Genomic DNA, 17,065 nt, shown 5'->3' on the forward strand with positions numbered 1-17,065 from the left:
AACGATCGTTGCGTGTCAGAGACTATTTCTGGTTCAACTGAGGCAATGAAGCGTCCTGCCTTCCGCGCAATGGTTGAACATAGCTTGGAGAAGGGCGATACATTGGTGGTTTTGAAGCTCGACCGCCTTGGTCGTGACGCCATCGACGTTCAGAAGACAATCGACATGCTGTTGGAGCGGGGTGTTAGTCTTCGCAGTCTTGATTTGCCGAATGTAAATCTCACCAGTGCTGAAGGGAGGCTGATGCTTCGGGTTTTCAGTGCTTTTAGTGAATTTGAGCGTAACCGGATCAGGGAACGCACGGTAGAGGGGTTAGAGCGCGCCAAGGCGGGCGGAATAAAGCTGGGGAGGCCTGTGGCTGCGGGGACAACGAAGATTGTTCAGGCGGCTAAAGTTGAGGGACTGAGCCAGTCTGCGGCTGCTAGGAAGCTAGGTGTTAGCCTAGCAACCATTAAGCGGCATTGGAATGCTGATTCTGGGGTGTAGTGCTACAAGGCATCTAATCTGTGTGGAAACGGAGGGTATACTACCTCTAGGTCTTCTAGCATTCGGTTTATCAGAAGCTGTACATCTTGATTCACAGATGGAAGCCATCTAGGTTTGGGTAGTCGGTGTAGGCGATGTAGTGGGTTTGTGCATGTTTCAAAGCATGATTCCCTCACAGCTCCCCATGAGCCATGGGAGTATGATGAGCTCCATGCATAATATTTGTCGTACTCATCTTTTAGGCCAGTCTTGGTGCTTAGATCGCGTAGGTTTGATTCGTCCCATGAGCCAAGGTTTATGGATACAAACTCTTCCCATTTGTCTTCGCTGGCAATGGCGTCAAGGTCATCTACGGTTATAAATGCTGGGGCCGGTGTATCATCGTCAAATTTTAGGGCGCTTAACTTCGCCTGCCCGGTTCCATAGTTGCGCCATTTCGCCCAGAGAGCATGATCGTCCTGCTTTATGAGGTATTTCAATGTCACGCGAGCTTCAAAAATAGACCTTAGTCCAAGCCTTCCGAGAATACCTTGGGCGTGAGGTCCGCTCCAAAGCTCAAATGCAATTTTCATCGCGAAAATCGTCAAACCGAATATCGCGTCGTGCTTTTCATTAATTTTCGTCGTGCTGTGTGAGCTTTGCCAGTGTGTAACTAAGTGTGTCCACACATCCATAAGGCTTTCGCGCTCTGGAATCTCAGTGGTTGTGGACTCTTTAGATTGTTCAAGTGGGTGGCACGGGGTCTTCTCCCAGCAATCAAGCCAAAATTTATCTGGCCATGGATTTGGCTCTTCAGGCTTAGTTGGGTCAATTCTGCGGAAGGCGAGTTCTAAGGATCGAATGGCCGGGCGGACTGTACGTTGATTGCCGACCTTGGGGTAGCCAAGAAATTCTTCAATTTGTTTGTCACTTAGCCCGCTCAGCTTTTGTCCGCTAACCATTAACATGATTATAAGCCATCGAACGTCTGTGGATTCTTGTGATTGATGCCATAGGGTTTCGCCTACCGCTTTCATGAGGACTGTAGGCGACTCGCTATCTGGCGCAGGTGCATATTTTTCCCAGATTTCGTAGTTAGGCAAAGCTTTGAATAGTAGAAGTGGGGAAAGACAGTTGCTTCCCGCGGTTAAGTCGCAGATGTGCCGTATTGTCTGGATTTTTAAATCTTCGTCTAGGCGAGAGATGCCTGAATGTGTGAGGTCGTAGAGTTCTTTGTTTTTTTCATGGTAGCTCACAAACCTGATGATCTCTTTGAAAATGTCCAGCCCACAGGTTTGTTCGTAACAGCTTCGGATTAGTACCATCCAAAGAATTTCGGGCAAGCGGTCGTTTGCCCAGTAAGTCAGCGTTGCCGCAGGTAGGTCGGCAAGTGGAGGGGTTAAGATTTTCTTTGCCAGTTTGTGGTCTGACAGTGGAGTTCTGTTGCTACCTTTCCTTTTGGCGCGCTTTCTGGGCATCCGTATCCCCCTAATGGCAGCTATTGGTGTCAGTTACCAAGTAAAAAGTTGAGTGAGGATTGTGAACCAAATGTGAACCATAAAAAAAGGCCTAGCGGTCATTAACCGGCTAGGCCCTTCGAATAATGGTAGCAAGGGGCGTGCTGCGGATTGATCAGAAACAGGCTTGGGCCTGTTTCTGCCCCTTCGGGCGGCATTCGCCGTCTAAAATGCTGGTCCCATTTTATCGAACCGCTGCGGCGGTTATCATCCACCCGTCGAGAGCCGAGCACTTTTCTGGGGGTATAAAAAAACCACCCTTAGGTGGTTTCTTCGAATAATGGTAGCAAGGGGCGGATTCGAACCGCCGACCCCAACATTATGAGTGTTGTGCTCTAACCAACTGAGCTACCTTGCCACTGTTCTCTATGCAGAGAAGGCGCGCATTTTCCAAGCTTCAGGGCGCTATGTCAAGCGCTCAATGGCGTGTGTTAGACATTGAAGCGGAAATGGATTACATCGCCGTCTTTTACGATGTAATCTTTGCCTTCTAAGCGCCATTTGCCGGCGTCTTTGCTGCCTTGCTCGCCTTTGTATTGAATGTAATCGTCATAGGCGATTACTTCGGCACGGATAAAGCCCTTTTCAAAATCGGTGTGAATGACGCCCGCCGATTGTGGCGCGGTGGCGCCAACGGGGATTGTCCAGGCGCGAACTTCTTTTACGCCTGCCGTGAAGTAGGTTTGCAGGCCGAGTAGTTGGTAGCCTGCGCGAATAACGCGGTCTAGGCCGGGCTCTTCCATGCCGAGGTCGGTAAGGAATTCGACTTTTTCGTCGTCGTCGAGCTCAGCGATTTCAGATTCTAGTTTGTTGCAGATAGGGACAACGATGGCGCCGTCTTCTGCTGCGATGGCGCGTACTACGTCAAGGTGCGGATTGTTTTCAAAGCCGTCTTCGTTAACGTTGGCGATGTACATCGTGGGTTTGATGGTCAGTAGGTGCAGTGTGCGGGTGCGCTGCATTTCGTCGGCATCAAGTTTGAGTGAGCGTATGGGTTTGCCTTCGTTGAGGTGGGCCAGAAGCTTCTCAAACAGGTTTTTAAGTACGGTGGCTTCTTTGTCGCCGCTGCGCGCAACGCGAACGACTTTTTGTAGTTGCTTGTCGATGCTCTCCATGTCTGCCAGCGCGAGCTCGGTATTGATGATGTCGATGTCGGCGGCGGGGTCGATTTTATTGGCAACGTGGATGATGTTGTCGTTGTCGAAGCAGCGCACAACATGGGCAATGGCGTCGGTTTCGCGAATATTGGCTAAAAACTTATTCCCAAGGCCCTCGCCTTTGGAGGCGCCAGCGACGAGGCCTGCGATGTCGACAAACTCCATAGTGGCGGGCATCACACGCTCGGGTTTGACGATGGCAGATAGCGCATGGAGGCGTTGATCGGGCACCATAACAATGCCGGAATTCGGCTCGATGGTGCAGAACGGGAAATTGGCCGCGTCAATGCCAGCGTTGGTCAGCGCATTGAAGAGGGTTGACTTGCCGACATTGGGCAGTCCGACGATGCCGCAGTTAAATCCCATTTGATTTTACCCTTGTTTATAGCTGTGTAGTTGATTCATGGCTTTGGCCCAGTCGCCGTTAACGGCGTCGGGGAGGCTGCGCAGGGCTTCGTCGATACAGCGGTCGATGCTGATGCGCTCGTCGGCTGGCGGTTTGCCAAGAACATAGTTGGTGACTTGCGCCGCGCTGCCGGGGTGGCCGATACCAACTCGCAGGCGGTGGAAATTATTGTTATTGCCCAGTTGGGCAATGGTATCGCGCAGGCCGTTGTGGCCGCCATGGCCGCCGCCGGTTTTGAAGCGGGCGGTGCCGGGGGCCAGATCCAGCTCGTCGTGGGCGACGAGAATGGCCTCAGCCGGAATTCGGTAAAAATTAGCAAGTGCTGCGATAGCTTGACCGCTGCGGTTCATAAATGTGGTGGGGACTAATAGGCGCAGATCGCTACCTTGGTATTGGATTCTGGCGGTGTCGCCAAAAAACCGAGATTCGCTGCTGAGCGTGCAATGATGCTGGCGCGCCAGTTCTGAAACGAACCAAGCGCCCGCATTGTGACGAGTATCGTGATATTGCGGGCCGGGGTTAGCCAGCCCAACGATCAGTTTTATCGTAGTCAATGGAGCGCCTGTTACTATAGGCCCCAAGGGGCCGTTAGCTTATTACTCTGCGTCGCTAGCTGTGTCTTCAGCTTCATCGTCGCTAGACGCGCCGCGTGGAGCATGAACAGTAGCAATGGCTTGGTCGTGATCTTCACCCAGTGCTAGGGCGGTGCTGCTAACACCTGCCGGCAGTACGAGGTCAGAGATGTGCAGTGTGGTGCCGGTTTCGATCTTGGCCATGTCCACTTCAATGAACTCGGGGAGATCCTTCGGTAAGCACTGAACCTCAATGTCGGTTGCTGCGTGGGTGATATTGCCGCCCTGCAGTTTGACGCCGACACAGATATCTTCATTTAAGAAGTGTAGTGGCACATGGAGAGTAATGGGGGTGTCGGCATTGACGCGCAGGAAATCGGCGTGCAAAACGCGCAATTTAGCTGGGTGACGCTGCAGGTCCTTTAATACCACTGACTCTTTCTGGCCATCTACATCCAAAGTGAGGATGGAGGTGTAGAAAGCTTCGTCATTGAGCAATCTGATCAGGTCTTTGTGAATCAGGTTGAGCATTTGTGGTGCTTTTTCGCCACCGTAAACAATAGCAGGAATTTCACCTTGTAGACGACGTAGGCGGCGGCTCGCACCTTTCCCTACATCTGCGCGTACTGTTGCGCTAACTGTGTAATCGCTAGACATATGTGTCTCCTTAATAACGCGAAAACCGCCGACTTGCGACCAGTGCGGCGGTAAATGTCGAAAAACGGTGCTGCTAAACGAAGTGCTTAGCGGAACAGGGCGCTGATCGACTCTTCATTACTGACCCGTCGAATTGACTCGGCCAATAGATTTGCCAGGGTTAGCTGGCGAATTTTGCTGCATTTTCTTGCGTCTTCAGACAGCGGAATGGTGTCGGTTACTACCAGTTCGTCTAGCTGAGAGCCATTGATATTGGCAATGGCGGCGCCGGATAATACAGGATGTGTACAGTAAGCGACAACTTTTGCAGCGCCATGCTGTTTCAAGGCTTCAGCTGCTTTGCATAACGTTCCGGCGGTATCGACCATATCGTCGACTAATAAGCAGGTTTTGCCCTCAACTTCGCCGATGATATGCATAACTTGGGCAATGCCAGCGGCGGGGCGGCGCTTGTCGATAATGGCGAGGTCGGCGTCGTCTAGTTGTTTGGCAACCGCGCGGGCGCGCACTACGCCACCGATATCTGGTGAGACTACCATTTGATTTTCGTATTGCTGGCGGCTGATGTCGTCGAGTAACACGGGCGAACCGTAAACATTGTCTACCGGTACGTCAAAAAAGCCCTGAATTTGTTCGGCGTGCAGGTCAACAGTGAGTACTCTGTTGATGCCAACGCCACTCATCATGTCGGCGACCACTTTGGCTGAAATCGGCACGCGCTGTGAGCGCACGCGGCGATCTTGGCGAGCGTAGCCAAAATAAGGGACAACGGCGGTGATGCGGCCAGCAGAAGCTCTGCGCATGGCGTCGGCCATGACGATGAGTTCCATTAGGTTGTCGTTGGTCGGTGCGCAGGTGGGTTGCAGCAGAAAGACATCGGCGCCACGGACATTCTCGTTCACTTCGACGAAGATTTCGCCATCGCTAAACTTGCCAACCACTGCGTCGCCGAGTGGCAGGTGCAGGTGCTCGGCAATTTTACGAGCAAGTTCGGGGTTGGCATTGCCGGTGAAGACCATCATCTTGGGCACGGTCGGCGTCCTGTAGGGCTGGTGTTAATGAATTTCAGGTGGTGTGCGTTGCCAATTTATCGCAATTGACCGGCTCTCAGTGCCTGTACTTTATGATGTAAATAGCTCAGGTAGCTGATTTGAAGCTACAAGCCGCTTTACGCGGCAAGTTTTAAAATGGCTGGGGTGGTAGGACTCGAACCTACGAATGCTGAGATCAAAACCCAGTGCCTTACCACTTGGCGACACCCCAATTAAACTTTTTAGGCCCTGTGCTACAGAATGCCCAATGCTTTATGCAGTGGCGAGGTGTTTACACCTCGGGCAACGAAACCGTTAACATTATTCGGTCGTTGCGCGCAAACTGCCTCGGCAGTTGCCTGATCTTGAAAGCTGGCAAACACGCATGCGCCTGTTCCGGTCAGCTTTGCGGGAGAGAATTGATTCAGCCAAATCAAGGCCTTATCAACATTAGGATACAGTTTTCGAACCAGTGGTTCGCAACTATTCCCGTTACCTCCCTCAAGAAAGGCGGCTATTTTGATCGGTGAGCTATGGCGTGTCAATTGTTCATGACAAAAAATTTCCACAGTGGACACATGGCAGTCTGGTTTTAGCACCACAAACCAGCTTTCTGGGGTTTCTATGGGGCTGAGTTTTTCACCTATTCCCTCGGCCCAGGCGGTCTTGCCGTGAACAAAAACGGGGACGTCGGCGCCAAGTTTTAAGCCGATTTCGCCAAGTTGCGTCAAATTTAGCTTTAGATTCCATAGGGCGTTAAGGCCCACTAGCGTGCTTGCGGCGTCTGAGCTGCCGCCCCCAATACCCCCGCCCATGGGTAGGCGCTTAATAAGCGAGAGATCTGCGCCCAGGCGCTTATGGGGGTGGAGTGCCTGCAGTTGCCGCGCTGCGCGCATTATTAAGTTGTCTTCACTCGCGACGCCGTCGAGTTCGGGGTGCAGGCAAAGTTGCTCGTCGTCGCGGCGAGTGAGCCGCAAGCTATCGCCGTAATCGAGCAACTGAAAGACAGTTTGCAGTTCGTGATAGCCGTCGGGGCGGCGGCCGGTGATATTCAGAAATAAGTTTATTTTTGCGGGGCAGGGCAGCTCTATTGTCATCATCGTGGCGTACACATGCCGGTTTGTTCGCCCCAAGTGCGAATAATCAGGCTTAGGCGGGTGTTTACCGACTTGGCATCTACCCGCTCTGGTAGTGTTTGCTCGGGCCCGCTGTAGCGATAACGAATGGTCCAGCCAGCTTGTTCGAGTTCTTCAAGTTGGCCGCTGGTATTTATTCGGCTGCGCAACTCACGTTGAGGCGCGGCGCGACCGCGTACCCACAGGCGTAAAGCATCAACCGGCAGGGGCCATTGCGCTTGTGCGGCGAGGCTTTCGATGCTCGCGGCGCGACGGGTTTCGCCGTTTTGGCTCAGACTGGCGCCATCGCTGTCGGCAAACAGTTCAATGGTACCGCTGCCCAGTGGGCCGCTGAGGCGGATATGCATGCTGTCGGCGCTGCATTGCTGCCAGTCGATAGTGGCGCTTTCTTTTTTGTCGCCGTGCCAAAGGCCTATTTTGCCCTTTAGTTGCCACTGCTCGGCGCTACTGTCTTGGTAGCGCTCGGGGTTGGCGCCACAGCCTGTTAATATTGTGAGTGCTGTAATGACGGCGAGCTTAGTATGGGTAAGCGCTGCTTTCGGTAATCTAATCATTAAGTAGCTTCAGTCTGCGCAGGGTGTCAAATATAATCGGGCTGTTTGGGGTGTCTTTAAGGCCGGTCTTCCACACAGCTTTTGCGCGCTGCTCATCGCCGCTGCTCCAGAGGGCTTCGCCAAAATGGGCGGCAATTTCGTGATCCTGACTTTTGCTGTAGGCCTTTTCTAACACTTTCACTGCGCCGTCAATATTGCCTTTGAGAAACAGTATCCAGCCGTAGCTGTCGATAATGGCGGCGTCCTCGGGTTCGATGAGGAGGGCGCGCTTAACGAGGGTTTCGGCCTCATCAAGCCGAGAGCTGAGGGTGGCCAAACTGTAGCCGAGGGCATTAAGTGCCGTCGCATTTTCTGGGTCGCGAGCAATAATGTGCCTGAGGTCGGTTTCGACGCCATCGAGGTTGCCGAGTTTCTCGCTAAACAGTGAGCGGGCGTAGCGCAGCTGCTCGTCATCGGGCGTATTTGCTAGGGCGCTGCTCAGTAGATCGTAGCCGCGTTGATACTGGGTCTCTTTGCGCAGTATTTCCGCTTCCAGTAAGTAAATTAGGCTGCTGTGTTCAGGCATGCGCAAGCGCAGGTTTTGTAGGCGCTCCAGGGTTTTTTCGGCGCCGTCGATGCTTAATGAGATGCTGGCCAAGCGCTGGCTGGCAGGACTGAACTCGGGGTTGGTAACGGCTTGTTCATAGTGGGCAATGGCTTCGAGCCAGTTGCGGTCTTCTTCGGCTAGGCGGCCGAGTACGTAGTGGGCGCGACTGCTGTGGGCGGGGGTGTCGCTAAGGGATTCAAGCTGCTGGGCGGCCTCGTCGGTATTGCTGAGTTCGCGGTTGATCAGCATGAGTTCTAGTAGCAAGTTGTTGTCGTCAGGATTTTGCCTAACTAGTAGCTCGTATTGCGCCTTGGCTTGGTATAGGTCGGTTTTTACCAAGCGTCGGGCGAGGTCATGGCGCAGGCGTTTGTGGTTGGGATTTTGGTCTACCGCGTAGCGCAGGCGGGTGAGCGCTTCATCGTCTCGCCCTAATTGGGCTAGGGTGCGTGTTTCGATGAGCAGGGCGTGGGGGTTGTCTGGCTCGTCGATGAGGACTTGTTGAATAAGTGCTAGGGCTGCGGCCTCTTGCTGCTGATACTGGAGCATGAGTGCTTTGGCAATTTTGAGGGAGTTTTCCCCTGGGTAGCGGTCTAGCTGGGTATTTAGTTGTTGCAAAAAGCTGTTTTGTTCCGCTTCGGAGCGAGACAGCGCGGTGGCGGCCAGGGCCGCGAAATTACTTTCGCCGCCTAATTCCATGACCTTGGTCATGTGGGGGAATGCGTCCAAGGGGCGTTGGCTGCGCGACAGTGATGAAGCTAGTATATAGTGGGCTTCGGCACTTTCTGGCTCGAATTGTAACCACTGTTGCGCGTATTTTTGGGCCACTTGATCGCGGTTTAGGTACTGCGCGAGTCGAGCTGTGGTGGTGATGACACCGTGATCGCTGGTTTTATCGGCTTGGTAGCTGTAGTTGTCCAGTGCGGTGTCTAGGTCGTGGTAGCGCAGGGCGACTTCGGCAACGAGGAGATCGAAAAACGTGTCCTCGGGAAAGGCGCGCAGGGGCTTTTCGCTGGCCGTTGGGCGGGCCTCTTCCGCAGGGCTTATCTCAGGCTCAGATACTAAGCTGGCGCAGCCGCCCAGTAGCGTCAATGTGAATAACAGGCTTGGTAAGACAGAACGCATAAATAGTGATCACCGAGGTTTTGATGGCCAATGTTAGCATGGCTCTTGCTCATGGGTTAGGGCTATAAGCTAGGACATTTGATGGCAAGTTTAATTCGCCGATCAACAATGTTTGGCTCAAGGTGGGAATAAAATCCACATTTGGCCTTCATCTTGCTAAAATTCACCCTTGCTCCCGCGTTAAACGGAAAGTCAGGCGTCCCATATTTCATGAATCTGCTCGTAATCGGCATTAACCACAACTCGGCCCCGGTCGCGGTGCGCGAGCGCGTGGCGTTTGTGCCGGAGCAAATGCCACGCGCGCTGCGTGATGCACTTACGTGTATTGGTGTATCTGAGTTGGCCATTCTCTCGACCTGTAACCGCACGGAATTATATGGCGTGCTCAATGACGCTGCCGATGCCACAGTGCGTAGTATGGTGGATTGGTTGGCGGCCTATCACCGTATTGATCGCGCTGAGTTAGCCGCCTGTATCTACGATTGGCGTGGCCAAGATGCCCTAAAGCATATGATGGAAGTGGCTGCAGGCCTCGACTCCATGGTGCTCGGTGAACCTCAAATTCTAGGCCAGATGAAGACTGCCTACGCCCAAGCGGTTGAAGCGGGTACCGCCAATGGCGCCCTGCATCGCACTTTTGCCCAAGTGTTTTCGGTCGCCAAGCGGGTGCGCACAGATACCGGTATTGGTGAAAACCCAGTGTCGGTGGCTTATGCGGCTGTAAACCTAACCCAGCATGTATTCTCCTCGCTGAGTAGTTGTACTGCGCTATTGATTGGCGCGGGTGAAACCATCGAGCTGGTTGCCCGCCATCTTCAGGATAAGGGCGTAAAGCGTATTATTATTGCCAATCGAACCTTAGACCGGGCGCGGCTTTTAGCTGAGCAGTTTAATGGTGAGGCAGTGATGCTGTCGGACATGCCGACATATTTGGTCGATGCCGATATTGTGGTGGCGTCGACAGCCAGCCAATTGCCCATTCTCGGTAAAGGGGCGGTGGAAGTTGCACTGAAAAAGCGTAAACATCGGCCCATGGTGATGGTTGATATCGCCGTACCGAGGGATATCGAGCCGCAGGTCGCGGAGCTGGCCGATGTCTATTTATACACGGTAGATGATTTGCGTGAAATCGTTGAAGAGAATAAGCGCGCCAGACAAAGTGAAGCCCGTAAAGCTGGCGATATAATCGCAAAGGCGTTGCTAGAATGGCAGACGCAATTGCGCGCTTTAGATGCGGTTGATACGGTGCGAGATTATCGCGCCAAGGCCGAAGAGTATCGCGATGCCGAGTTAGAGCGCGCCTTGCGGCAATTGGCCAAGGGTGACGACGCCGAGCAAGTGCTAGAGCAATTGGCTCGGGGCTTGACCAATAAATTAATACACAGCCCAACAACCCAAATAAAAGCGGCGGGCGCCAAAGGTCGAACAGACCTTGTCCACTGGGCGCGGGAGTTATTTCAGCTTAAAGGCAGCGACTCCTAAGCCACCCCACACCTTAATTAAGTGAGCAAATATGAAGGCCTCCCTTGTCAGCAAACTCGACAATTTACTTGATCGCTACGAAGAGATCGGCGCCCTGCTGAGCGACCCAGAAATTATTGGCAATCAAGATCGCTTTCGCGGTCTGTCACAGGAATACGCAGAAATAGAGTCAGTGGTGCAAAGCTATGGGCACTACCGTCAAGTTGCTGAAGATTTGGCTGAAGCCACCGCTATGTTGAGCGAAGACGATGCCGAGATGCGGGAAATGGCAGAAGAGGAGGTTAAGGTAGCAAAAGCCAAGCTAGACACCTTGGAAGTAGAGCTGCAAACCTTGCTGCTGCCTAAGGACCCGAATGACTCCCATAACGTGTTTTTGGAAATTCGCGCCGGTACCGGTGGCGACGAAGCCGCTATTTTTGCCGGGGATCTGTTCCGTATGTACTCCCGTTACGCCGAGCGCAAGGGCTGGCGTGTTGAGGTGCTGAGCGAGCGCCAAGGTGAGCACGGTGGCTACAAAGAGATTATTAGTCGGGTGGCGGGCCAAGAGGTGTACGGTCATCTCAAGTTTGAATCCGGTGCCCACCGCGTGCAGCGTGTGCCAGAAACCGAATCCCAGGGCCGGATTCATACCTCGGCTTGTACGGTGGCAGTGATGGCCGAGCCGGAAGAGGCCGACGAAATATTAATTAATAAAGGCGATCTGCGTATCGACACCTTTCGCTCGAGCGGCGCCGGTGGTCAGCACGTTAACACCACGGATTCGGCGGTGCGCATTGTTCACATCCCGACCGGTATTGTGGTGGAGTGCCAAGACGAGCGCTCGCAGCACAAAAACAAGGCCCGGGCGATGTCTTTGTTAACGGCAAAAGTGAACGATGCCGCGAGTAGTAAAAACTTGGCGGAGCAGGCGACCGAGCGCCGCAATTTGGTGGGCAGCGGTGACCGCTCTGAGCGTATTCGCACTTATAATTTTCCTCAGGGCCGAGTAACTGATCACCGTATTAATCTTACGCTGTATAAATTAGATGAATTCGTACAGGGCGATGTCGATCATATTATTTCGCCGCTGCGTCAAGAATACCAAGCCGATCTCTTGGCGGCGCTGGCGGAATAATGTCGAGCCTCAGCATTGCTGACGCCCTCGCGTATCGCGGACAATTAGCGGCGCTGAGTGACAGCGCCGATCTCGATACCGCGCTCCTGCTTTGCCACTGCCTAAATAAACCCCGCAGTTATTTGTACAGTTGGCCGGAGCGGATGTTGACAGCGGCGGAGCAGACGCAATTTCAAGGTCTTTTTACACGGCGCCTGGCTGGCGAACCAATTGCCCATATTTTGGGGTATCGTGATTTTTGGTCGCTGCCGCTGGCAGTTTCCCCTGCCAGTTTGATTCCCCGTCCCGATACTGAATGTTTGGTAGAGCGCGCACTTGAGATAATGAATCGTTGGGACAAACCACAGATTCTCGATTTAGGCACTGGCACCGGCGCAATTGCCTTGGCGCTGGCCTCGGAGCGTGCCGATGCCGAGGTTTTGGGCTTAGATTATATTGCGGAAGCAGTGGCTTTGGCGGAAGCAAATCGGCTTGCGCTCGACCTGAGTAATGTGCGCTTTCTGCAGTCCGACTGGTTTGCTGCCCTCAGTGCCGCGCAATATCAATTGATTGTTAGTAACCCGCCGTATATCGACCCCGATGATCCGCATTTGCTTGAAGGGGACGTGCGCTTTGAGCCGCGTTCAGCCCTAGTTGCTGCTGATAAGGGCATGGCGGATCTCAAACATATTATTAGCCTAGCGCCGGGCTATTTGGCCGAGGGTGGGGTGTTGTTGTTGGAACACGGTTTTCAACAAGCGGCGGCGGTGCGCGAGGTTTTGAGTGAGCGCGGTTTTAGCTGTGTAGAATCCCGCCGCGACTACGGCGGCAATGAGCGAATCAGCTGGGGAGTGTGGCGCAATGAATGATGAACAATTACTACGTTATAGCCGCCATATTTTATTGCCAAATTTAGACGTGGATGGCCAGGAGGCCTTGCTCCGCAGCCGCGTGCTGATTGTGGGAATGGGCGGTTTGGGGTGTCCGGTAGCGCTGTACTTGGCGGCCTCGGGGGTGGGCGAGCTGCATCTGGCCGATGACGACACCGTAGATTTAAGCAATCTGCAGCGCCAGATTGCCCACGGCAGTAGTGATATTGGTCGGCTTAAAGTCGACTCAGTGGCCGACAGCGTTGGCGCTATAAACAGTGATACCTCAGTACTGAAATACCCCGCGCGACTGACTGGCGAGGCATTGCTAAACGCGGTGACTGCGGTCGATTTGGTGGTGGACGCAAGCGATAACTTCACTACCCGCTTCGCTCTGAATCAAGCCTGCTATAGCGCGCGAAAACCTCTGGTTTCAGGCGCGGCAATTCGCGGCGAAGGTCAGTTATCGGTATTCGATTTTCGCCGCGAGGATTCCCCTTGCTATCGCTGCTTGTATCACGAGGCCGACGACGCGACCCTCAATTGTGCCGAGAGCGGGGTGTTGGCGCCCATCGTTGGCATTGTTGGCAGTATGCAGGCGCTGGAAGCGCTTAAGTGTTTGGCGGGCTTGGGTGAGCCCTTGATGGGGCGGCTGTTATTGATCGATGGTATTAATATGGAACTGCGTCAATTAAACCTGCGCAGAGACCCCGGGTGCCCTGTGTGCAGTCGGGCGCGTGTCTAGTTATACTGCCTCCAGATTTTCACCGCGATAATGATAAAAAGAGGGACGATTATGGCTTTGCTCTTTAGGGCGTATTACGGCGTACACGATTTCTTTTTTGGCATATTAGGGAAGTTAGACGGTTTGGCGCCGCTGCTTATTCGCTTGTATTTAGCGCCGGTCATGATCGCTGCAGGCTTATATAAATTTCGCCATCTCGATGCAACTACGCAGTGGCTAGGCAATGGCCTTGGTTTGCCTGAACCAGAGCTGCTCGCGCAATTACTTACCTATACCGAGCTATTGGGTGGCTTTTTATTGCTGTTTGGGCTCGCTGTGCGTTGGATAAGCATCCCCTTAATGGTGGTTATGTTGGTGGCGGCGATCACCGTGCACTGGGGTAACGGCTGGTTTGCTATTGCGCCGTCTAATCCCGCGACAAGTACCGCCAAGCCTTTGGCTGATTTAGGGCTGCCCGCGGCGCGCGCCAGTTTGGAAAACAGCCAGGCGGTTGGCGATAGGCTTGATCGAGCGGTAGATATTCTTAGCGAGCACGGTCACTACGGCTGGCTAACGGAAAAAGGCGATATTGCGGTACTCAATAATGGTATTGAGTTTGCCGCGACGTATTTTATTATGCTGCTTAGTTTGCTTTTTAGTGGCGGTGGGCGGTGGTTTAGCGCGGACTATTATCTGGATCGGCAGGCACGGGCACGGATTGTGGCGCGTAATGAAGCAAAGGCTGCAGCAACGCGGCTGGCAGAGGAGTCGGCAGTGGTAAACGCGTCTGCAGCTGCGCCTGTTTCTGAGCCGGTGCTCAGCGCTGAGTCGTCTGAGGCGCCGGTGTCGATGTCACAGCAGCCTGCTACGGCGGTGCCATCAACGCCGCCACCTGCTGAGCAAGCTATAGCATCATCGCCGCCGCCCTCGGAACAGCAAAAAGTAGACGCGCCTGATCCGCAAATGCCGAAAAAGTAAAAAATGACAGGCGGCAATGGCATTTGGGCGTGTTGCCAGAGAATGGTGCTAGAATGGCTGATTATTGCGCAATTTAAGAAGAGTGAATTTTGTTAAAAAAGTTATTTGGCTCAGGTAAAGTATCGTCAACGCCAGAACCGGCTACCGTTGCAGACAGTCAGGGCGTGGCGGCTGTTTCCGCAAGCAAGCGCTCGCCACGAGGTCGCAGCGGAGCCAAAAAGCAAAAGCCAGCCGAGCCGGAGTGGACGCTAGATCAATTCTCGGTGCCGACCGAGGAGGGCAAAACGCGTTTCCATGATTTGGGCCTCGATCTACGTTTAATGCACGGCATTGCCGATACGGGTTTTAAGTACTGTTCCCCTATTCAAGCTGTGTCTTTGCCCCACACCCTGCGCGGCAATGATGTGATTGGTAAAGCCCAAACGGGCACCGGAAAAACCGCTGCATTTTTGATTACTATTTTTAATGATCTGCTGAATAACCCCATAGAAGAAGAGCGCTTTGCCGGTGAACCACGCGCCTTGGTTATTGCCCCGACTCGTGAATTAGTGGTGCAAATTGCTGAAGACGCGCGAGCTCTCGGTAAGTACTGCGGTTTAAACGTAGTGACCCTGATTGGCGGTATGGATTACCAGAAACAGCAGGATAAATTAAAGGGTATGGTCGATATTGTGGTGGCAACGCCCGGCCGACTGCTCGACTTTGAAGGCCGTAAAGATCTGTATCTGGACCAAATTGAAATTTTGGTGATAGACGAAGCCGACCGTATGTTAGACATGGGCTTTATTCCTCAGGTTAAACGGATAGTGCGGGCCACGCCCAGTACCAATCATCGCCAAACCTTATTGTTCAGCGCCACCTTTACCGACGATATTATGCGGCTCACTGAACAGTGGACCAAAGAGCCGGTTAAAATTGAAATTGAACCCGAGAGCGTGGCGACGGACACGGTTGACCAAAAAGTGTATTTGGTTGAGTCTCAAGATAAATATCGCTTACTCCTGAATATCGTGCGGGAAGAGCACGCAACCAGCGTGATTATCTTTGTGAATCGCCGAGATGAAACCCGCCGTTTATTTGAGAAAATGCAGAAGGCAGGCATTCGCTGCGGTATCCTGTCTGGCGAAATTCCTCAAAACAAACGCTCGCGGACCTTGCAGCAATTTAAAGACGGTGAAGTTGACTGTTTGGTGGCCACCGATGTCGCGGGCCGCGGCATTCACGTCAACGGCGTTAGCCACGTAATTAACTATGTATTGCCCGAAGATGCCGAGGATTACGTGCACCGCATTGGCCGTACGGGTCGGGCTGGCGCAACGGGCACCTCGATTAGCTTTGCCTGTGAAGACGATGCTTTCTTACTGCCCAATATTGAAGAAGCCTTGGGTATGAAGCTGCCATGTGTTCGGCCTCCCGAGCACTTGCTTAGGTAGGCCCTTCGCGATGCTATTTTTTTAAACGTTCCACCCACATCAAAGTCCCGCCACACACGGCGGCGGGCATAATAAATAAATTTAAAATGGGCACCATAGTGCCCAACATCACTAAGGCGCCAAAGCTAAAACTGGTGCCACGCTGACTGTCGACACGTTTCCTTGCCTCTTTAAAGCTCAGCTTGTGATTGTCCATTGGGTAGTCGCAATACTCGATGGCCATCATCCACGCGTTAAGCGCGAACCACAGCAAGGGCGCTAAGGGCGAAATCACAAAGCTCGCAATTAAGGTTAGTAGGGCAAAACCGAGGTAATAGAGCAGTTTTTGGCATTCGCGGCCGATACTTTTGGGGAAGCTGGCAATCGCCATGGCTACGGTCTCGCGGCCAGCCACTTCCTCGCCGGTGAGCATTTCCTCGACTTTTTCGGCCAATAAGCCATTAAATGGCGCGGCGATGATATTGGCCACGGTACTGAAGATATACATCACGATGGCCAGCACTAAAATCACCGCCAGTGGCCACAGTATCCAGCGCAGAAAATCCAGCCAGTTCGGCAGCCATTCAATTACCTGGTTAATCCAGCCGTTCATAGCGTCGAGGGTGAGGGTGGTGAAGGTGCCAAAGATAATAATGTTAATGATCAGCGGAATTGCAACAAATAGCCGAATGCCGGGCTGACGTATGATTTTAAAACCCCGGAGTAAATAATCTGGGCCGCTGAGTGGGCTTGCTGTCATAGTGAATTACCGCTGTCGCAATAGAATTAGAAAGTTGATGTCGCTTGGTCGATCTCGGGTTTTCAGCTTATCCTTGTTTGGCACTTATAAAAAGTGCAGTGGTGGTTTGAATATTTATTTGCGGGGGAGCTGGCTTGGTCGTCTTGCGCCAACGAGCCCCGTGTGAAATCTATGCTAGCGTTAAATTGCGATGAAGTTGAAAATTGGGGTGGGCAACCGACCCCAGAGTGCGCCCGTTATGCGAAAATGGCTGCAATAGTTAGCTATTTGCTGTTTCTGGGGCGGCCGCAGGCTGCGCAGATACAGCGCTGAGGCCCGGTGAGGCTAGCCGCGTGCTGTTTGGCGGCGGTGTCGAGGGTGGCGGCCATGCACCAGCAATTGCTGAGCTCGCTGCCCGCCGCAGCAGCGCATTGATTGTTTTGGCCGCAGAGCGGGCATAGCGCAGCGGCCTTTGGCGGACCGTTTCGCGAGGTTTGGCTGCTGAGCATAAATTTACCTTATACGGAGGTGAGCATGGACGAAGAAGAGCAATTGTTCGCCCAAG

The 17,065-nt window shown here is 53.2% G+C and carries 17 protein-coding genes and 2 tRNA genes; 7 read left to right on the forward strand and 12 right to left on the reverse strand.

Features of this window, described 5'->3' with window-relative positions:
* Positions 1 to 486 (forward strand): recombinase family protein (locus tag ABYP33_RS12545; RefSeq protein ID WP_373091327.1); only part of this gene is annotated, 486 nt, incomplete at its 5' end.
* A 2-nt stretch (positions 487 to 488) separates the two neighbouring features.
* On the opposite strand, the gene ABYP33_RS12550 is transcribed toward ABYP33_RS12545, so the two are convergent.
* From ABYP33_RS12550 to ABYP33_RS12595, 10 genes are all read right to left on the reverse strand, one after another.
* Complete coding sequence (locus ABYP33_RS12550) at positions 489 to 1,943, reverse strand: DUF5677 domain-containing protein (RefSeq protein ID WP_373091328.1); 1,455 nt, start codon at positions 1,941 to 1,943, stop codon at positions 489 to 491.
* 320 nt (positions 1,944 to 2,263) lie between these two features.
* Positions 2,264 to 2,340, reverse strand: a tRNA-Met gene (locus ABYP33_RS12555).
* Between the two features lie 73 nt (positions 2,341 to 2,413).
* Complete coding sequence (gene ychF / locus ABYP33_RS12560; RefSeq protein ID WP_373091330.1) at positions 2,414 to 3,505, reverse strand: redox-regulated ATPase YchF; 1,092 nt, start codon at positions 3,503 to 3,505, stop codon at positions 2,414 to 2,416.
* 6 nt (positions 3,506 to 3,511) lie between these two features.
* Positions 3,512 to 4,099, reverse strand: a complete 588-nt coding sequence (gene pth / locus ABYP33_RS12565) for an aminoacyl-tRNA hydrolase (protein WP_373091331.1) — start codon at positions 4,097 to 4,099, stop codon at positions 3,512 to 3,514.
* Between the two features lie 42 nt (positions 4,100 to 4,141).
* Entirely contained in the window at positions 4,142 to 4,774 is a 633-nt protein-coding gene (locus ABYP33_RS12570; RefSeq protein WP_373091332.1) for a 50S ribosomal protein L25/general stress protein Ctc, read from the reverse strand.
* Positions 4,775 to 4,860: 86 nt separating this feature from the next.
* Positions 4,861 to 5,805: a ribose-phosphate diphosphokinase gene (locus tag ABYP33_RS12575; RefSeq protein WP_373091333.1), complete on the reverse strand. Its 945-nt coding sequence runs from the start codon at positions 5,803 to 5,805 to the stop codon at positions 4,861 to 4,863.
* Positions 5,806 to 5,962: 157 nt separating this feature from the next.
* Positions 5,963 to 6,037: transfer RNA gene (locus ABYP33_RS12580), tRNA-Gln, on the reverse strand.
* A gap of 22 nt (positions 6,038 to 6,059) precedes the next feature.
* Positions 6,060 to 6,905: a 4-(cytidine 5'-diphospho)-2-C-methyl-D-erythritol kinase gene (gene ispE / locus ABYP33_RS12585; RefSeq protein ID WP_373091334.1), complete on the reverse strand. Its 846-nt coding sequence runs from the start codon at positions 6,903 to 6,905 to the stop codon at positions 6,060 to 6,062.
* Positions 6,902 to 7,495, reverse strand: a complete 594-nt coding sequence (gene lolB / locus ABYP33_RS12590; protein WP_373091336.1) for a lipoprotein insertase outer membrane protein LolB — start codon at positions 7,493 to 7,495, stop codon at positions 6,902 to 6,904. Before lolB ends, ispE begins: the two co-directional genes overlap by 4 nt.
* On the reverse strand, positions 7,488 to 9,203 hold the full coding sequence (locus tag ABYP33_RS12595; RefSeq protein ID WP_373091338.1) for a tetratricopeptide repeat protein: 1,716 nt from the start codon (positions 9,201 to 9,203) through the stop codon (positions 7,488 to 7,490). The genes lolB and ABYP33_RS12595 overlap by 8 nt, the downstream gene beginning before the upstream one ends.
* A 210-nt stretch (positions 9,204 to 9,413) precedes the next feature.
* Here ABYP33_RS12595 and hemA point away from each other — a divergent pair, with 210 nt between their 5' ends.
* From hemA to rhlB, 6 genes are all read left to right on the forward strand, one after another.
* Positions 9,414 to 10,685, forward strand: a complete 1,272-nt coding sequence (gene hemA, locus ABYP33_RS12600; RefSeq protein ID WP_373091340.1) for a glutamyl-tRNA reductase — start codon at positions 9,414 to 9,416, stop codon at positions 10,683 to 10,685.
* A 31-nt stretch (positions 10,686 to 10,716) separates the two neighbouring features.
* A complete protein-coding gene (gene prfA, locus ABYP33_RS12605; RefSeq protein ID WP_373091342.1) occupies positions 10,717 to 11,799 on the forward strand; it encodes a peptide chain release factor 1 in 1,083 nt (360 codons plus the stop codon).
* Positions 11,799 to 12,647, forward strand: coding sequence for a peptide chain release factor N(5)-glutamine methyltransferase (gene prmC, locus ABYP33_RS12610; RefSeq protein ID WP_373091344.1), 849 nt, complete (start codon positions 11,799 to 11,801; stop codon positions 12,645 to 12,647). Before prfA ends, prmC begins: the two co-directional genes overlap by 1 nt.
* Positions 12,640 to 13,392: a ThiF family adenylyltransferase gene (locus tag ABYP33_RS12615; RefSeq protein WP_373091345.1), complete on the forward strand. Its 753-nt coding sequence runs from the start codon at positions 12,640 to 12,642 to the stop codon at positions 13,390 to 13,392. Before prmC ends, ABYP33_RS12615 begins: the two co-directional genes overlap by 8 nt.
* 51 nt (positions 13,393 to 13,443) lie before the next feature.
* Positions 13,444 to 14,349, forward strand: coding sequence for a DoxX family membrane protein (locus ABYP33_RS12620; RefSeq protein WP_373091346.1), 906 nt, complete (start codon positions 13,444 to 13,446; stop codon positions 14,347 to 14,349).
* Between the two features lie 89 nt (positions 14,350 to 14,438).
* Positions 14,439 to 15,782, forward strand: coding sequence for an ATP-dependent RNA helicase RhlB (gene rhlB / locus ABYP33_RS12625; RefSeq protein WP_373091348.1), 1,344 nt, complete (start codon positions 14,439 to 14,441; stop codon positions 15,780 to 15,782).
* A gap of 13 nt (positions 15,783 to 15,795) precedes the next feature.
* On the opposite strand, the gene cysZ is transcribed toward rhlB, so the two are convergent.
* Both cysZ and ABYP33_RS12635 read right to left on the reverse strand, forming a co-directional pair.
* Positions 15,796 to 16,521: a sulfate transporter CysZ gene (cysZ, locus tag ABYP33_RS12630; protein ID WP_373091350.1), complete on the reverse strand. Its 726-nt coding sequence runs from the start codon at positions 16,519 to 16,521 to the stop codon at positions 15,796 to 15,798.
* 263 nt (positions 16,522 to 16,784) lie between these two features.
* Positions 16,785 to 17,009, reverse strand: a complete 225-nt coding sequence (locus tag ABYP33_RS12635; RefSeq protein WP_373091352.1) for a cysteine-rich CWC family protein — start codon at positions 17,007 to 17,009, stop codon at positions 16,785 to 16,787.
* Positions 17,010 to 17,065 lie beyond the last annotated feature (56 nt).

It is taken from the genome of Zhongshania sp., assembly GCF_041584495.1.
Taxonomy (GTDB): Bacteria; Pseudomonadota; Gammaproteobacteria; order Pseudomonadales; family Spongiibacteraceae; genus Spongiibacter.

Excerpts from the sequence above, each read along its gene's own strand:
- ABYP33_RS12550 (WP_373091328.1), bottom strand. The coding sequence starts at position 1,943 with ATGCCCAGAAAGCGCGCCAAAAGGAAAGGTAGCAACAGAACTCCACTG.
- ychF (WP_373091330.1), bottom strand. The coding sequence starts at position 3,505 with ATGGGATTTAACTGCGGCATCGTCGGACTGCCCAATGTCGGCAAGTCA.
- ABYP33_RS12570 (WP_373091332.1), bottom strand. The coding sequence starts at position 4,774 with ATGTCTAGCGATTACACAGTTAGCGCAACAGTACGCGCAGATGTAGGG.
- ispE (WP_373091334.1), bottom strand. The coding sequence starts at position 6,905 with ATGATGACAATAGAGCTGCCCTGCCCCGCAAAAATAAACTTATTTCTG.
- lolB (WP_373091336.1), bottom strand. The coding sequence starts at position 7,495 with ATGATTAGATTACCGAAAGCAGCGCTTACCCATACTAAGCTCGCCGTC.
- ABYP33_RS12595 (WP_373091338.1), bottom strand. The coding sequence starts at position 9,203 with ATGCGTTCTGTCTTACCAAGCCTGTTATTCACATTGACGCTACTGGGC.
- hemA (WP_373091340.1), top strand. The coding sequence starts at position 9,414 with ATGAATCTGCTCGTAATCGGCATTAACCACAACTCGGCCCCGGTCGCG.
- prfA (WP_373091342.1), top strand. The coding sequence starts at position 10,717 with ATGAAGGCCTCCCTTGTCAGCAAACTCGACAATTTACTTGATCGCTAC.
- prmC (WP_373091344.1), top strand. The coding sequence starts at position 11,799 with ATGTCGAGCCTCAGCATTGCTGACGCCCTCGCGTATCGCGGACAATTA.
- ABYP33_RS12615 (WP_373091345.1), top strand. The coding sequence starts at position 12,640 with ATGAATGATGAACAATTACTACGTTATAGCCGCCATATTTTATTGCCA.
- ABYP33_RS12620 (WP_373091346.1), top strand. The coding sequence starts at position 13,444 with ATGGCTTTGCTCTTTAGGGCGTATTACGGCGTACACGATTTCTTTTTT.
- cysZ (WP_373091350.1), bottom strand. The coding sequence starts at position 16,521 with ATGACAGCAAGCCCACTCAGCGGCCCAGATTATTTACTCCGGGGTTTT.
- ABYP33_RS12635 (WP_373091352.1), bottom strand. The coding sequence starts at position 17,009 with ATGCTCAGCAGCCAAACCTCGCGAAACGGTCCGCCAAAGGCCGCTGCG.